Here is a 13,626-nt window from a genome sequence, read left to right on the forward strand (position 1 = left end):
CGCCTAGTCCGCGTCGGGCATGGGATAACCCTTGAGCTGCAAGAACAGGCTTTGTTCTTCGGTATGCAGATATAGCGGCACGGTGGCGGGTGGTTCGGGATTTGAAGCCCGGGCCGCTATTTCGGCAAGAACGACCTCGGTTATGAAAGGCAGGTCCAGTTCGCGCGCGCGGTCCAGCGGGACCCATTGCAAATGGGACAGCTCATCCGACGCGCGGCTGAAATCATCCAGATCCCCCTGAACGGCGTTGGCATCGACCAGAAAGAACCGTGCGTCGAAACGGCGTGGGCGCCCCGGAGGGGTCACAGCACGGAACACAAATTGCAGCGCGCTGGCCGATGGGCGGTAACCCAAGTCGGCAAAGCCCTGCCAATCGTCCGGAACTGTGCCGCTCCACCCGCCGGGATCCCCCAGGATCAGCCCTGTTTCTTCCCACAATTCACGAATTGCGGCTGCGGCCAGTGCGTTTTGCAATCCCGGTTCGGACTTTTCGTCCAGCCTGTCGCTGCACAACGCGGGCAGGGGCGTGGCCAAAGGGACCGAGCTGTCCTCGGCATCGACGGCACCGCCTGGAAACACGAACTTATTGGGCATGAATACGGCCTTTGCACCGCGTTGCCCCATCAGGATGGACGGCTCGATCATACGATCTCGCAGAACGATGACCGTTGCCGCGTCCCGTATCGCTGATTTGTCGACTGTCATGTTCTGTGCGAGCCGATGAGCGAGGTCATTGCGCTTTTTCGAACCCGTGCATGCGACGTGCCCATTGGTACGCGACAACCGCGCCCTTCAGCCGAGGCAGCAGGAACAAGGACAGGGCCGTACAACCGATGGCAAAGATCAGGAACATGGTCATCGGTTCCGGGCGAAACTCTACATAAGACACGTGAAGGGCCGGTGCCATCAGGTGTCCGACCAGCAGAATGGTCAGGTACGCCGGACCGTCATCTGCCCGATGGTGAAACAGCTCTTGCCCACAAGAGTCGCAGCTGTCCTTGACCTTCAGATAGCCTTTCAGAACCTTGCCCTCGCCGCATTTGGGGCAGCGGCAGCGGAAGCCTTTGACCAAAGCAGGCCAAGTGGGGCGGTCATTCTCAGTCGTGGTGTCGATCGTTTGATCTGTCATTGTAAAACTCGCGCGTTCGTTTGAGCCGGATAATGCGCTTGTTTTGCCCTGAAAAAAAGAGGGGTGCGTCGCTTTGTGGCGTGGGGTGTTGGTAAAGGCCTGCAAAGTTTTTTGGATTTTTGCGACGGAAAGCATCCAGCCCTGCGTTTGAACTTATGTGAGCAGCGGCGATGGGGCCGCCAAACAAAGGGAAAACGACATGAAAAGCGCCAAATTCATTCCGGCCATCCTTATCTCGGCTATTGCAATCACAGGCACGTCCGTATTGGCGGCCGGACCAAAGGATCGTGAACCTGCAAGCTTTCAAGAACTGGATGCCAATGGTGACGGTCAACTGACGCAGGAAGAATTGGAGGCCCACCGCACGCAGCGATTCTCGAACGCTGACGCTGACGGCGACGGCAAACTGAGCGTCGAAGAAATGCAGGCCGCTGGCCAAAAACGCGCCAATGACCGCGTGACCAAGATGTTCGAAAAACACGACGCCAATCAGGACGGCTTTCTGAGTGAAGACGAGTTGCCCAAACCGCGCCGCGCTGGCAAGATGTTTGACCGTATCGACGCCGATAACAGCGGAACGATCTCGGAACAGGAATACGCCGATGCGAAAGAGCGGATGGGTCGCAAGCACAAGAAACACGGCAAGGCGGACTCTGACGACAGCTGATGAAGGATGGAGGATCTGACCTCTCCCTTACAGGATGTCCGCGGCGCAGAATGTGCCGCGGATACGACAGATGATGCGTTGCTGCGGCAGTTCGCGGGCGGCGACGCGGCGGCTGCCCGTCAGTTGACTGACCGGTTGGGGCCGCGTTGTTTTTCAGTCGCGATGCGAATGCTGGGCAACCGGGCCGAGGCCGAAGACGTAACGCAGGACGCCATGATGCGGCTGTGGCAGATGGCCCCAAAATGGGCGCCGGGGCAGGCCAAGGTGTCCACCTGGCTGTATCGGGTCACGCTGAACCTGTGTGTGGATGTGCAGCGCAAGAAAAGGCCGGACTGTCTGGACGATGTGCCCGAGCCCGAGGATGAAGACCTGAGCGCTACCGAGCGGCTACAAGAAGCGGCGCGTAAGGATGCGCTGCAATCAGCGTTGTCGCAATTGCCAGACCGCCAACAGCAAGCGGTGATTTTGCGGCATATCGAAGAACTGCCCAACCCTGAAATCGCCGGGATCATGGGCATTTCGACTGAAGCGGTAGAAAGCCTGACCGCGCGCGGAAAGCGCGCCTTGGCGGCAATACTGGCAGGACGGCAAGATGAACTGGGGTACGAAGATGGCTGAAGATGACATGAAATTGGACCAGTTGTTTGCTCAGGCACGGCAAGCCCGGCCGGAACTGCCCGATGATCTGGCGGTTCGCATTCTGACGGACGCCGAAACGGTGCGTCTTGACCGGATGAAACCTGCAGATCCACCGCGTTCTGTCTGGGCGCGGCTGCTGGACGGGATCGGAGGCTGGCAGAGCATGGGTGGTTTGGCCGCGGCCAGTGCCGCAGGGGTTTGGATTGGATTTGCCGCGCCCGACTTTTTACCTGACCCGGCAACGATTATCTTTCCGCAGGACACCAGCTTTGTGGTCGCTGACCTTGGCCTGGACACAACTTTTCTGGAGGACGCCGAATGAGCGATAATGCCAAACCCAAAAGACGGTGGGTGACGGTTCTTTTGACCGTATCGCTGGCGCTGAACCTTTTGGTTGTCGGGGTCGCTTTGGGCACTGTTTACAGGGTCAAAGGCGGGCATCACGGCAAGGGTCCGCCCGGATTTGCCCCAACATTGTACCGGGCGCTGCCCAAAGAGGAACGGAAAGCGTTGCGCGGTGAGTTGTCTGAGCGGCATATCAAGGGGGCGAAGATGCGGTCGCAGGACTTTGCCGCGCTTGAGGCAGCCTTGCGCGCGGAACCGTTCGATCCCGAGGCGGTGCAGGCGCTGCTGCAGCAACAGGCGCAAGCCATGGCCGAATTGCAAAGCGCATTACAGGATAAATGGCTGGACCGCATTACCGCGATGACTGACGCGGAACGTCAGGCTTACGCGGACCGGCTGCAGGAAGTGGTCGAGCGCAAGGCGCATGGGCGCAAGCACAAGGATTGATCGGTTCAGGCTGCGCTCTGCCGGACCCGAACCTGGTTGCGCCCAGCCGACTTGGCAGCATAAAGCGCGGTGTCGGCCGATTTGATCAGCCCCTCCAACCGGAGTGGTTGAAGTGATTGCGACAATCCGTTTGGTTGGGCTGCGATTAGTCCGATGCTGATCGTGACCGGTATTGGGGCAGGGGCGTCTGGCAGCTCAAAAGGTTTGTCACGGATGCAATCACACAAGCTTCTTGCTAGTTTCAGTGCTTTGGCCTGCGTTGCTTCGGCGAGGCCAACCATGAACTCTTCGCCACCGATTCGTGCGATGAACCCGGCCGAGCCAATCGTTTGTTTCATCCGGGCCGCTGCCTCGGCCAGCACCAGATCCCCGCCGGTGTGGCCGAAGGAGTCGTTGATACACTTGAAGTGATCCAGGTCAGCCAGCATCACCGCAAAACCTTGTTCGGTCCGCGCAGCCTTGTGCATGATCTGATCCATCGCGTGCATCGCATATCGGCGATTGTGCAGGCCGGTTAACGGATCGACCCAGGAATCCTCCAACCCGCGCCTGAGCGACGCGCGCATCAGGTCCAGCCGGGCCTTTCGCACAATCTGGTTTTCCAGGCGCAACAGCGTTTCTTCGGGGCAGAAACTACCCATGCAAATCGCGTCGGCACCCCGATCAAGCGCTTCGGATGCCAATTCGGTATTCTCTTCCTCAAGAACACCAATCAGAACCGTATGCCGCGTTGTGCTTCGCGATTTCAGATCGGCCAGCAGTTTGAGGTCCGACGGGTTTGCACTGACCTCGAACACGATGGCATCAGGGACAGGTCCCGACAGAATACCCCGAAGGTTGGATGTTGTATGAGCGGATAGGTTGTGCGGTGTCTGCTTGAATAGGGCCTTTTTCCACAAAGCGCTGGTGCATGACGATTGTGTCAGAATAGCGACTCGACCGGTTTTCGCAGGCATGATCAGCGCAGCGCTGGGTTCGGCAAATCCTATGGGGTGCGAACTGGTTCCAACCTGCAATTCTTGGGTATCGGCGCGCGCGCGCAACAGGCTGCGAACCCGCGCAAGCAGGAACGTATCCTTGAACGGGTGGGCCAGAACATCGTCCAACCCGTCAGCCAGCGCATTCAACCGCGCGGCCTTGTCGTTTTGCTGTGCGATCGCAACCACAGGCACATCGGTCAAATCCGGGTCTGCCATGACAAGCTTCTTTACGTCAGCGGCAGAGCCGTCCGGCAAGGTTTGCGAGGTCAGAACCAGGTCGGGCCTGGCACGCCGTAAAAGCCCGGGCAGACCCTTAAGCCGTTCACCCTGAACAACGTGATACCAAGCCGCAGTTAGCTGAACCTTCAGCATGATGCGATTGGTTGAGGCCCCGTCGAGGACAAGGATGGTTCCCTGCACGGACATATCAGTCACCATTTATTGCATGCGTTGCTAAAGTGTTTATGAGTCTGGTTAACAAACCCTTTCCAAGACCTGATCCGGGGCTACTTTATGTCAATCAACGCCCAATCTGCCGAAACGCTGGCGCTCAATGTTCTGAGTTGGCTGGTGGGCAATGAAGAATTGCTGCCAATTTTCCTTGGCTCAACCGGTGCATCGACACAGGACCTGCGCGAAAGAGCAGGCGAGCCCGAGTTTCTGGGGTCGGTGCTGGAGTTTCTTATGCTTGACGACTCGTGGGTAATCGCCTTCTGTGACGCGAATTCCGTGCCCTATGACCTGCCTGGACAGGCCCGCGCGGTTTTGTCCGGTGGCGCTGACGTCCACTGGACCTGACCCACAACTTTGCAGGAGCATGCAATGCCTATCGACGCGATCCTGTTCGACAAGGACGGCACCTTGTTTGACTTTGCCAACACCTGGGGGGCTTTCGGGCGCAATGTCGTGTTGCGCCTGGCCGACGGAGACCCTGCACGCGCTTCAGAATTGGGGCGTGTTATCGGCTTTGACCTGGAAAAGGCCACCTATTCCGAGGACAGCATCGTCATCGCCGGTACGGTTGATGAAATCGCCGAAGCCTTGGTTCCGCATCTTCCCGACATGACGCAGGAAGATCTGGTCGATGTCCTGAACACCGAATCGGCGTCGGCTCCGCAGGCGCAGGCCGTGCCATTGGCCCCCTTTCTGGAAGGTTTGAAACAGGCTGGGCTAAAGCTGGGCGTGGCCACAAATGACGGTGAGATGCCAGCGAAACAGCATCTCTCATCGGTCGGGATTCGCGATCATTTTGACTTTGTCGCGGGCTATGACAGCGGCCACGGGTACAAACCAGGGCCCGGGCAGTTGCTTGCCTTTGCGACCCATGTAGGCGTGGCACCTGAACAGGTGGCCATGGTGGGCGACAGCCTGCACGACCTGCAAGCTGGTCGCGCTGCCGGGATGACGACAATTGCCGTTCTCACGGGCATGGCTCCGGCCGAAGCACTGGCACCCATGGCGGATGTCGTTTTGCCGGATATCGGGCACATTCCCGACTGGCTGGCGATAAACTGATCACGCTCCAGCCAATTTCGTCGCTTCGGGATAAAAAACCGACAAAGTCTGTCGCAGACAGAGCGGCCAGCCCCCGACCTTCGGGGCTTGCTTGTGATAGAGCAAGCTCCGGAGGATCAGATGGCAGACACAAAAACTCGTAGGCGTCGTGGTGGTGGACGTGCCGGGGCCGCTGAACGCAGAGGTACTGCGGTAATCGACCAGATGCCGTGGAGCCCGCCAATCAACATCGACCGCCCGACTGAACCGTTGGATCAGGACGGGATCGAGGCGATCCATGAAGGGGCCATGCGCATCCTCGAAGAGATCGGGATCGAGTTCTACAACGAAGAAGCCAAAGGCATTCTGCGTGAGGCAGGATGTACGGTCGAGGGCGACAATGTTCGCATGGGCCGGGACTTTGTCATGGAGATGGTGGGCAAAGCCCCGTCAAGCTTTACGATTACTCCGCGAAATACGGACCGCACGATTGAGATCGGCGGAAAGAACATGGTGTTCGGCAACGTATCATCGCCGCCGAATTACTGGGATATGGAGATCGGTACCAAGGTTCCCGGCAATCGAGATATGTGCCGCAACCTGTTGAAACTGACGCAATATTTCAATTGCATTCACTTTGCGGGCGGGTATCCGGTTGAACCCGTCGATATACATGCCAGTGTCCGGCACCTGGATGTGCTTTATGACAAGCTAACGCTGACCGACAAGGCGATGCATGCCTATTGCCTCGGGAAGGAACGGGTCGAAGATGTGATGGAGATGGTCCGCATCGCTGGCGGGCTGAGCCACGAGGAATTCGAGGCAACGCCTCGGATGTATTCGAACATCAACTCGACCTCACCGCTGAAACACGACCACCCGATGATTGACGGTTGCTTGCGTTTGGCGCGGCGGGGGCAAGCGATTGTTGTGACGCCGTTCACGTTGGCTGGTGCAATGGCTCCGGTAACGATGGCGGGGGCTGTGGCGCAATCGCTGGCCGAAGCCTTGTGCGCAATCGCTCTGTTCCAATACGTGCGCCCGGGGATTCCCTGCGTAATCGGGACGTTCACATCCAATGTGGATATGAAGTCAGGCGCACCTGCCTTTGGTACACCAGAATACATGCGTTCCACCCAGATGACTGGACAAATGGCACGGTTCTACAACCTGCCGATGCGGTCGTCGGGAGTGTGTGCCGCAAACGTGCCCGATGGCCAATCGGTTTGGGAGACCTCGAACTCTCTGTGGGCGTCCGTTCAGTCGGGTACCAATATGGTTTACCACGCAGCAGGTTGGCTTGAGGGAGGGTTGATCGCCAGCCCCGAGAAATTCATCATGGACTGTGAAATATTGCAGCAAATTCAGCGCTATATGCAGCCTGAAATTACCGCGACCGGTCCAGATGAAATCGCGTTGGATGCGATCAGGTCGGTGGGCAATGACGGCCATTTCTTTGGTATTCAGCACACGCAGGACCGCTACACCACCGCATTCTATCAACCCTTTCTGAGTGATTGGAAGAACTTCGAGGGGTGGAATGTTGCGGGTGGCATTTGGACGGCGGAGCGGGCCCATCACATGTTCAAAGAGATCATCACCAGCTTTGAACCACCGGCGCTGGATGATGCGATCCGGGATGAGCTTGCCGACTTTGTCGCCCGTCGCAAGGCCGAAGGTGGGGCGCCGACGGATTTCTAGTTCTCTGTCAAAGACTTCCACTGTGATATTTGTTCAGATTGTTGGAATCCAACGTCCTATCTTGGGGGTTTGTTAAGGAATCTCGGGCCAGATTGGAGAAGTAACCAATCTGGGGCATTTTATGCATGGTCTGATCAATCGGGCGGTACAATCCTTCGTATGCGCGACCTACGGGCAGACGTGCTGGTTGCGCGTGACCGAGATGGCTGAGCTGGGATTTACCGAGTTCGAGGCCATGCTCGTCTACGATGATGACATGACTGCCCGGGTTTTGGACGCACTGTGCGACGAACTAAAGCGCCCACGTGCCGAAATACTCGAGGATTTGGGAACATATCTGGTGTCTCACCCGAATATGGAGGATCTGCGCCGTCTGCTGCGCTTTGGCGGCGTCACTTATATAGAGTTCCTGCATTCCCTGGATGACTTGTCCGACCGCGTCCGTTTGGCAGTTTCCGACCTTTGCGTGCCAATGTTGGAGCTTATTGAGGTGAGCCCAACAGAATATCAATTGTATTGTCATCCCGGATTGGCCGGATATTCCAGCGTTATGGTCGGGGTTTTGCGCGCCATGGCCGACGATTACGGTGCCTTGGCCATGTTGTTCCATGACGGGCAAGAGGGCGAGGCCGAAGTCATCTCAGTCGTACTTGTGGAAAGCGCTTTTGCCGAAGGGCGTCATTTCGATCTTGGGGCGCGCAAATCATGATGGATACTGGCGATCTGGGTTCTTTGCTGGAAACACTATGTCCAATGTTCGTTCTGGTGAGCGAAACTGGGCGGATAACACGCGTAGGGCCGACGTTGCAGAAACTTCGCCCGGATCAACCGATGGAGGGGAAAGAATTTCTGGACGTATTCGAGTTGATACGCCCGCGCGCTGTCACAACCCTTTCGGCGCTGATGTCGTTGGCTGGCGCAAAACTGCACCTGAAACTCCATGATACGCCACGAACGGCGTTGAAGGGATTGATTGCCCCACTGCCCAACGGAAAAGGCGCAGTAATTAACCTGTCCTTCGGCATTTCGATTTTGGATGCTGTACGTGATTATGCGCTGACCAGTGCGGACTTTTCTGGCACCGACCTTGCGATCGAACTGCTGTACCTGGTCGAGGCTAAATCGGCCGCGATGGAGGCTTCGCGGTCGCTTAACCTGCGGCTGCAAGGGGCGATGTTGGCCGCCGAAGAACAAGCCTTTACCGATATGCTGACCGGGTTAAAGAACCGTCGGGCCATGGACGTGGTTCTGGGCCATCTGATATCCGGGAATTCGCCTTTCGCCCTGATGCATCTGGATTTGGATTTCTTCAAGTCGGTCAATGATCAATATGGGCACGCAGCGGGGGATCACGTGTTGCAGCAGGCCGCCCGGATCATGGTAGAGGAAACCCGCAACGATGATACAGTGGCCCGCATTGGCGGGGATGAGTTCGTTATTATCTTCAAGGGTTTGATGGATGAATCTGTCCTTTCAGCAATTGCGTCACGTCTTATTGACCGGCTGCAAAAACCAATGGTGTTCGAGAAAAACCCCTGTCGGATATCAGCCAGTATCGGGACCGCGTTGTCCACGCAGTTTTCGCCCCCCATATCCGCGGAAATTCTGAACGCGGCTGATTTGGCGCTGTATGAGGCGAAGAGGAAAGGCAGATCTCGGCATTGCTTATACTCGACACTGGTGGGGCATCGACAAGGCGACCCGGCATCCGGGGTTCGTTTGGATTAAAATCGCGCGGACCCGGCTTAGATGCGATCAAGGCTAATCGAACACACGGCTCAGAGTGTTTGCAATATGGCGCTTGATCGGTGGAAGCTCTCCGACAACTGGCATGAGTTGTCCTTTGAACGTGGCTTCAGCCAACTCTTGCGGCAGGTCCTCCAGAACGTGACCGCCGGTGCAGGCAAAATAGGGCAGGCAAATAGCTTGCGCCGACAGACCTGACGCGGCCTCGGAGATGGAAGGGGGTTCTTCGACAAAACCCACACGAATGGACCTGAATGCCAGATATTTTTCTAACGTGCTAGCGAAAGCAAAGGCAACGGCAGATGGGTTGCGACTGCGACCTGAGCCATGAGCCGCCACAACGAGATCCGTTTCCTGCGCCGTCCACTGGTTTTCCACCAACCTGTCGCGCAGCGCCCCGGCCACAAGTTTTGGAAGTTCAGGGTCGATACCAAGCGGGTCCAGAATGCGTAGATTTCGCCCGGCAAGACGTTTGGGTAGCGCGCTGGTGACAAACCACCCATTTGCCATGAACAGCGGGTAAATTACCGCGTCATCTGTCAGCTTTGAAACGCGCTCTTCGAATATACCCGGTGCCGCCAGCGTTGCCGACCGCACAGTCACCTTTGCGCACAGTACGTCGACCTCGGCGGCATACTCGGCTAAGGCCTGTTCGGCCGGGGTCGGGTCCGACGGTTGGCCATGGGCGACGATAAGGGCGTGGTGCATTCGAATTGTCCTTTTAGCTTTACCGATAGGTGCGTCCCGCCGCGCCAGAGTCAATCCAAACTAAGGTGCCATCAACCTAAAAGTGTCAGCCAGAACCAGACCGTCAGAATCGAGGTCGCCGTTCCAATCAAAACGGATGAGGCTGCCACCCGTTTTGCGTGTCCGTACATGTTGGCAAATATATAAGCGTTGAAGCCGGGCGCCATCGCCGCTGTGAGAACGCCCGAGCGGAACAAATCCTGAGGCAGACCAGCAGAGGTCCCAAACAGCCAAACCAGGGCGGGGTGCAGGATTAATGAAATGCAGCAGACATAGGCAATCGCGCGCAGATCGCCCTCGGGCTTGTATTTGACCAGAACTCCGCCCAGCGCAAACAGGGCGCCGGGCAGGGCGGCACGAGTAATAAGGCCAAGCGCTTCGTCCAAAACTGAAGGTACGCCAATTCCTGAAAGGTTAACGATAAATCCCAGCGCGATACCGAGGATCAGCGCATTGCGGAACATTGCCGACATCACCGACCGGATCATGCGCCTGCCGCCATTCCCCCGGTTTCGGACAACTTCCATCACCGTGATGCCGATGGCATAGCAAAATGGTGCATGGAAGGCGATGATGGCGTAGTTCCCGTCCAAATTCTCGGACCCAAAGGCGCGTTCCGTGATCGGAAGGCCCAGCAAAACCGAGTTCGAGAACAAACAGCAAAAGCCGATGGCGACGCAATCTTCCCACTCGCGGTGAAAGATCAGGCGGGCGCCGAACAACCCGGCGGTGAAACACAGGGCTGCGGCGGCATAAAAGCTGCCAAGTAGCCGGGGATCGAAACTGGCGCTCAGATCCAGATGTGCGATGGCCAGAAACAGCAGGCAGGGAATCGCGAAGCCCTGGGTGAATTTCATCAACCCTTCGACATGGGCTTCTTTGAAATACCCCAGACGGGTCGCGGTGTGTCCGGCACCGATCACAAGAAATACCGGCAGGATAACTTCGATCAGAGTTTGCAGCATCCAGCCGCCCCAGAGTGTTTCGCGGGCTGCAACGGAAGTGCCCTATAAATCCTGATGGATCACCATACCGTCATAGGCAGGGGTGATGTGATCGGCGGTTTCGGCGTCAACCGTGACATAGTCGAGGTCGATATGCATGTTGGTCAGAACCGCTCGTTTGGGTTTCAGCTGATCGATCCATTCCAACGTTTTATCCAGATGGGCGTGTGTGGGATGAGGGCTGCGGCGCAGGGCGTCAATGACCAGACAGTCCAGCCCTTCCATCATAGGCCAAGCGTCGTCATAAAGTTCGGCGACGTCCGGCAGATACACCAGCTTACCCATCCGAAAACCCAAAGAATCGATCGAGCCATGATTGACCTTGAAGGGGTGAAACGGGATCGAACCGCCGGGGCCGTCGATTTCGAACGGGCCGTCGATGGATTTCAAGTCAAGGATCGGCGGATAGGGAGAGCCTTCGGGTTGGATGAAGGCATACCCAAACCGCCCCAGCAGGGCGTTCTGCGTATCACCGTCGGCCCAGACCGATACTCTCTCGCGCATGTTATAGACGATCATGCGCAGGTCATCGATGCCGTGGACGTGATCGGCATGGGAATGAGTATAAACCACGCCATCCAAACGCCCTGTTCCAGTACTCAACAATTGGCTGCGCATGTCGGGGGTGGTGTCGATCAGCACCGTGGTCGTGCCATCTGGCCCGTCACGTTCAACCAGCATCGAACAGCGGCGGCGAATATTCTTGGGGTTCTGCGGATCGCAATCCCCCCAATGCCCGCCCAGTCGCGGTACGCCGCCGGACGAGCCGCAGCCAAGGATGGTGCAGCGCAGCTGGGTCATGCAGCCGCCTTGTAGGTTGCGGCCTTGGTGAACAGACGGTCGAAATTGGCCTGCGTCTGGGCAGCGAAATCGGCATAGTCCAACCCGAACACTTCGGCCCCCTTATGGGCGGTGTGGGCGGTATAGGCCGGTTCGTTACGTTTACCGCGATAAGGCGGCGGGGCCAGATAGGGGGCGTCAGTTTCCACCAGAACGCGGTCGACGGGCGCGGCGGCGAAGATATCGCGCAATTCCTGGCTTTTGGGGAAGGCGGCGATGCCGGACATGGACAGGTAGAAACCCAGATCCAGCGCGGCGCGGGCCAGTTCCGCCGAGGATGAGAAACAGTGCATTACGCAGGAATAGGGCGCATTGCGGTGTTCCTCAGCCAGAATGCGCGCCATGTCATCATCAGCTGCGCGGGCGTGGATAATCAGCGGCAGACCGGTGTGCTGGGCGGCCTCGATATGAACGCGCAGCGATTGCTTTTGCACCGAGGCTGAGTCAGCGGTGTAGTGATAATCCAGTCCTGTTTCGCCGATGCCGACAAATTTCGGGTGCCGGGACAGCGCGATCAGTTCGTCGACCGTGGCCATCGGCTCATCCGCGGCGCTCATGGGATGGGTGCCTGCGGCATAGAAGATCGGCGCGTGTGCCTCGGCAATGGCACGAATGGTGGGTTCGTTGCGCAAGCGGGTGCAGATCGTGACCATGCGGGTCACGCCTGCTTCGGCGGCATTGGCGATGATCTGGTCCAGCTGCCCCTCAAAATCGGGGAAGTCCAGATGGCAATGGCTGTCGGTGATCTGGGGGGTGTCGCTCATCTGCTCTGACCGGCGGTTTCCTGTATCTTGAACACCGTATCTAGGACCAGAACGGCAGGGTCAAGGTTCACCGCCTGACCATGGCGCGCGCGGGCCGTGATTGTCGCCGCAACCTCGGCCCATTGACGGGCCTGATGCGGAGATGGGGACAAACGTGACAGCGTTTCCGCCTCATTCGGCGCAGCCGCGGGTAGTGGCGGCGCACCGGTTGCGCCGGTCAGCGCCAGGCGCGACAGGACGACGTCGATCAGGGTCAGCAGCAGTTCGAACCGCTCTGCCGCGCCGCGTTGGGCGGCGGCTTCGGCCAGGGCCAGCGCGCGCTGGCGATCCATGCGGGGCAGGGTGCCGAGAATGGCGATCAGTTCAGCATAAATCTCTAACCCACCCAGATTGATCAACCGCACCGCATCGCCGACCGACCCGGCAGCCAGCGCCGCCAAATGGTCGGTCTGCGCGGGCAGGTCCGCACCCGTTTGCACGAGGGCGGCTTGCATATCCTCAGGTCCAAGTGGAGAAAGGCGCAGGGTTCGACAACGGGATCGGATCGTTGGCAACAGGCGTGACGGCTGGTGCGAAACCAACAGTAATGTCGTGCGCGCAGGTGGCTCTTCGAGCATTTTCAGCAGGGCATTAGCCGCACTGACATTCATCTCGTCCGCTGAATCGACGATTACGACACGCCGCCCGCCATCGGCCGAGGACAGACCGAAGAATTTCCCCAGCTTGCGAATATCATCAACGACAATTTCGTTCCGCAACCGCCCCTGATCATTCACGGATCGGGTGATGGCGGCCAGCCCTGGCTCGGCCCCGGCCAGTATGCGGTGTGCGACCGGATGTTCGGGATCAATCGCAAGGGTTTCAGGTGGCGGAGGGGCACCGAACAGCCCATCCTCTTCCATCGGCGGCGTTGCCAGCAAAAACCGTGCAATCCGCCAGGCCAGGGTTGCCTTGCCCACCCCGCGCGGGCCAGTCAAAAGCCAGCCGTGGTGCAGCCGGTCCGAGGTGTAGGCGCTCAGAAATGCCTGTTCAGCCGCGGCTTGCCCAAACAGTTGCTGGGTTTCGCGCGGGTGCGGGGCACCGGGGGCCTGATCCGGGGTTGGGGTATCGTCGCTCATCTATC

17 protein-coding genes are annotated in these 13,626 nt (G+C 58.2%); 9 read left to right on the forward strand and 8 right to left on the reverse strand.

Going from position 1 to position 13,626, the window contains the following annotated elements:
* Positions 1-3: 3 nt before the first annotated feature.
* A complete protein-coding gene (locus ACR3EP_RS02035; protein WP_170409218.1) occupies positions 4-705 on the reverse strand; it encodes an NUDIX hydrolase in 702 nt (233 codons plus the stop codon).
* A 25-nt stretch (positions 706-730) separates the two neighbouring features.
* Entirely contained in the window at positions 731-1,129 is a 399-nt protein-coding gene (locus tag ACR3EP_RS02040) for a DUF983 domain-containing protein (RefSeq protein ID WP_170360144.1), read from the reverse strand.
* 199 nt (positions 1,130-1,328) lie between these two features.
* On the opposite strand from ACR3EP_RS02040, the gene ACR3EP_RS02045 reads away from it, so the two are divergent.
* Genes ACR3EP_RS02045 through ACR3EP_RS02060 form a run of 4 tightly spaced genes read left to right on the forward strand, consistent with a single transcriptional unit; the run spans position 1,329 to position 3,227 of the window.
* On the forward strand, positions 1,329-1,796 hold the full coding sequence (locus ACR3EP_RS02045) for an EF-hand domain-containing protein (protein WP_170348176.1): 468 nt from the start codon (positions 1,329-1,331) through the stop codon (positions 1,794-1,796).
* Between the two features lie 6 nt (positions 1,797-1,802).
* Entirely contained in the window at positions 1,803-2,414 is a 612-nt protein-coding gene (locus ACR3EP_RS02050) for an RNA polymerase sigma factor (RefSeq protein WP_480636073.1), read from the forward strand.
* Positions 2,407-2,757 (forward strand): hypothetical protein, encoded by a 351-nt coding sequence (locus ACR3EP_RS02055; RefSeq protein WP_480636075.1) that lies wholly within the window; start codon positions 2,407-2,409, stop codon positions 2,755-2,757. Before ACR3EP_RS02050 ends, ACR3EP_RS02055 begins: the two co-directional genes overlap by 8 nt.
* Complete coding sequence (locus tag ACR3EP_RS02060; protein WP_480636077.1) at positions 2,754-3,227, forward strand: periplasmic heavy metal sensor; 474 nt, start codon at positions 2,754-2,756, stop codon at positions 3,225-3,227. Before ACR3EP_RS02055 ends, ACR3EP_RS02060 begins: the two co-directional genes overlap by 4 nt.
* 5 nt (positions 3,228-3,232) lie before the next feature.
* Here ACR3EP_RS02060 and ACR3EP_RS02065 read toward each other — a convergent pair whose 3' ends face one another.
* Entirely contained in the window at positions 3,233-4,633 is a 1,401-nt protein-coding gene (locus ACR3EP_RS02065; RefSeq protein ID WP_480636078.1) for a diguanylate cyclase, read from the reverse strand.
* A gap of 87 nt (positions 4,634-4,720) precedes the next feature.
* Between ACR3EP_RS02065 and ACR3EP_RS02070 the strand changes: the two genes are divergently transcribed.
* From ACR3EP_RS02070 to ACR3EP_RS02090, 5 genes are all read left to right on the forward strand, one after another.
* Complete coding sequence (locus tag ACR3EP_RS02070; protein WP_170548099.1) at positions 4,721-5,005, forward strand: DUF3572 domain-containing protein; 285 nt, start codon at positions 4,721-4,723, stop codon at positions 5,003-5,005.
* 24 nt (positions 5,006-5,029) lie between these two features.
* Positions 5,030-5,722: an HAD family hydrolase gene (locus tag ACR3EP_RS02075; RefSeq protein ID WP_170548100.1), complete on the forward strand. Its 693-nt coding sequence runs from the start codon at positions 5,030-5,032 to the stop codon at positions 5,720-5,722.
* Positions 5,723-5,842: 120 nt separating this feature from the next.
* Entirely contained in the window at positions 5,843-7,402 is a 1,560-nt protein-coding gene (locus ACR3EP_RS02080) for a trimethylamine methyltransferase family protein (RefSeq protein ID WP_170348182.1), read from the forward strand.
* Between the two features lie 121 nt (positions 7,403-7,523).
* A complete protein-coding gene (locus ACR3EP_RS02085; RefSeq protein ID WP_480636081.1) occupies positions 7,524-8,111 on the forward strand; it encodes a heme NO-binding domain-containing protein in 588 nt (195 codons plus the stop codon).
* Positions 8,108-9,130, forward strand: coding sequence for a GGDEF domain-containing protein (locus ACR3EP_RS02090; RefSeq protein WP_480636083.1), 1,023 nt, complete (start codon positions 8,108-8,110; stop codon positions 9,128-9,130). Before ACR3EP_RS02085 ends, ACR3EP_RS02090 begins: the two co-directional genes overlap by 4 nt.
* Before the next feature lie 33 nt (positions 9,131-9,163).
* On the opposite strand, the gene ACR3EP_RS02095 is transcribed toward ACR3EP_RS02090, so the two are convergent.
* The 5 genes from ACR3EP_RS02095 to ACR3EP_RS02115 all read right to left on the reverse strand — a co-directional run bounded on the left by ACR3EP_RS02095 (position 9,164) and on the right by ACR3EP_RS02115 (position 13,621).
* Complete coding sequence (locus ACR3EP_RS02095) at positions 9,164-9,856, reverse strand: CbiX/SirB N-terminal domain-containing protein (RefSeq protein ID WP_170395782.1); 693 nt, start codon at positions 9,854-9,856, stop codon at positions 9,164-9,166.
* Positions 9,857-9,927: 71 nt separating this feature from the next.
* Positions 9,928-10,860, reverse strand: a complete 933-nt coding sequence (locus tag ACR3EP_RS02100; protein WP_480636085.1) for an AEC family transporter — start codon at positions 10,858-10,860, stop codon at positions 9,928-9,930.
* 42 nt (positions 10,861-10,902) lie between these two features.
* Positions 10,903-11,700, reverse strand: coding sequence for an MBL fold metallo-hydrolase (locus ACR3EP_RS02105; protein ID WP_170548103.1), 798 nt, complete (start codon positions 11,698-11,700; stop codon positions 10,903-10,905).
* Positions 11,697-12,503, reverse strand: a complete 807-nt coding sequence (locus ACR3EP_RS02110) for a TatD family hydrolase (RefSeq protein WP_170348188.1) — start codon at positions 12,501-12,503, stop codon at positions 11,697-11,699. The genes ACR3EP_RS02105 and ACR3EP_RS02110 overlap by 4 nt, the downstream gene beginning before the upstream one ends.
* Positions 12,500-13,621: a DNA polymerase III subunit delta' gene (locus ACR3EP_RS02115; RefSeq protein WP_480636086.1), complete on the reverse strand. Its 1,122-nt coding sequence runs from the start codon at positions 13,619-13,621 to the stop codon at positions 12,500-12,502. Before ACR3EP_RS02115 ends, ACR3EP_RS02110 begins: the two co-directional genes overlap by 4 nt.
* Between the last annotated feature and the right edge of the window lie 5 nt (positions 13,622-13,626).

It is taken from the genome of Ruegeria sp. BB10 (assembly GCF_056535725.1).

Coding starts and splice junctions, on each gene's coding strand:
- ACR3EP_RS02035 (WP_170409218.1), bottom strand. CDS start 705: ATGACAGTCGACAAATCAGCGATACGGGACGCGGCAACGGTCATCGTT.
- ACR3EP_RS02040 (WP_170360144.1), bottom strand. CDS start 1,129: ATGACAGATCAAACGATCGACACCACGACTGAGAATGACCGCCCCACT.
- ACR3EP_RS02045 (WP_170348176.1), top strand. CDS start 1,329: ATGAAAAGCGCCAAATTCATTCCGGCCATCCTTATCTCGGCTATTGCA.
- ACR3EP_RS02050 (WP_480636073.1), top strand. CDS start 1,803: ATGGAGGATCTGACCTCTCCCTTACAGGATGTCCGCGGCGCAGAATGT.
- ACR3EP_RS02055 (WP_480636075.1), top strand. CDS start 2,407: ATGGCTGAAGATGACATGAAATTGGACCAGTTGTTTGCTCAGGCACGG.
- ACR3EP_RS02060 (WP_480636077.1), top strand. CDS start 2,754: ATGAGCGATAATGCCAAACCCAAAAGACGGTGGGTGACGGTTCTTTTG.
- ACR3EP_RS02065 (WP_480636078.1), bottom strand. CDS start 4,633: ATGTCCGTGCAGGGAACCATCCTTGTCCTCGACGGGGCCTCAACCAAT.
- ACR3EP_RS02070 (WP_170548099.1), top strand. CDS start 4,721: ATGTCAATCAACGCCCAATCTGCCGAAACGCTGGCGCTCAATGTTCTG.
- ACR3EP_RS02075 (WP_170548100.1), top strand. CDS start 5,030: ATGCCTATCGACGCGATCCTGTTCGACAAGGACGGCACCTTGTTTGAC.
- ACR3EP_RS02080 (WP_170348182.1), top strand. CDS start 5,843: ATGGCAGACACAAAAACTCGTAGGCGTCGTGGTGGTGGACGTGCCGGG.
- ACR3EP_RS02085 (WP_480636081.1), top strand. CDS start 7,524: ATGCATGGTCTGATCAATCGGGCGGTACAATCCTTCGTATGCGCGACC.
- ACR3EP_RS02090 (WP_480636083.1), top strand. CDS start 8,108: ATGATGGATACTGGCGATCTGGGTTCTTTGCTGGAAACACTATGTCCA.
- ACR3EP_RS02095 (WP_170395782.1), bottom strand. CDS start 9,856: ATGCACCACGCCCTTATCGTCGCCCATGGCCAACCGTCGGACCCGACC.
- ACR3EP_RS02100 (WP_480636085.1), bottom strand. CDS start 10,860: ATGCTGCAAACTCTGATCGAAGTTATCCTGCCGGTATTTCTTGTGATC.
- ACR3EP_RS02105 (WP_170548103.1), bottom strand. CDS start 11,700: ATGACCCAGCTGCGCTGCACCATCCTTGGCTGCGGCTCGTCCGGCGGC.
- ACR3EP_RS02110 (WP_170348188.1), bottom strand. CDS start 12,503: ATGAGCGACACCCCCCAGATCACCGACAGCCATTGCCATCTGGACTTC.
- ACR3EP_RS02115 (WP_480636086.1), bottom strand. CDS start 13,621: ATGAGCGACGATACCCCAACCCCGGATCAGGCCCCCGGTGCCCCGCAC.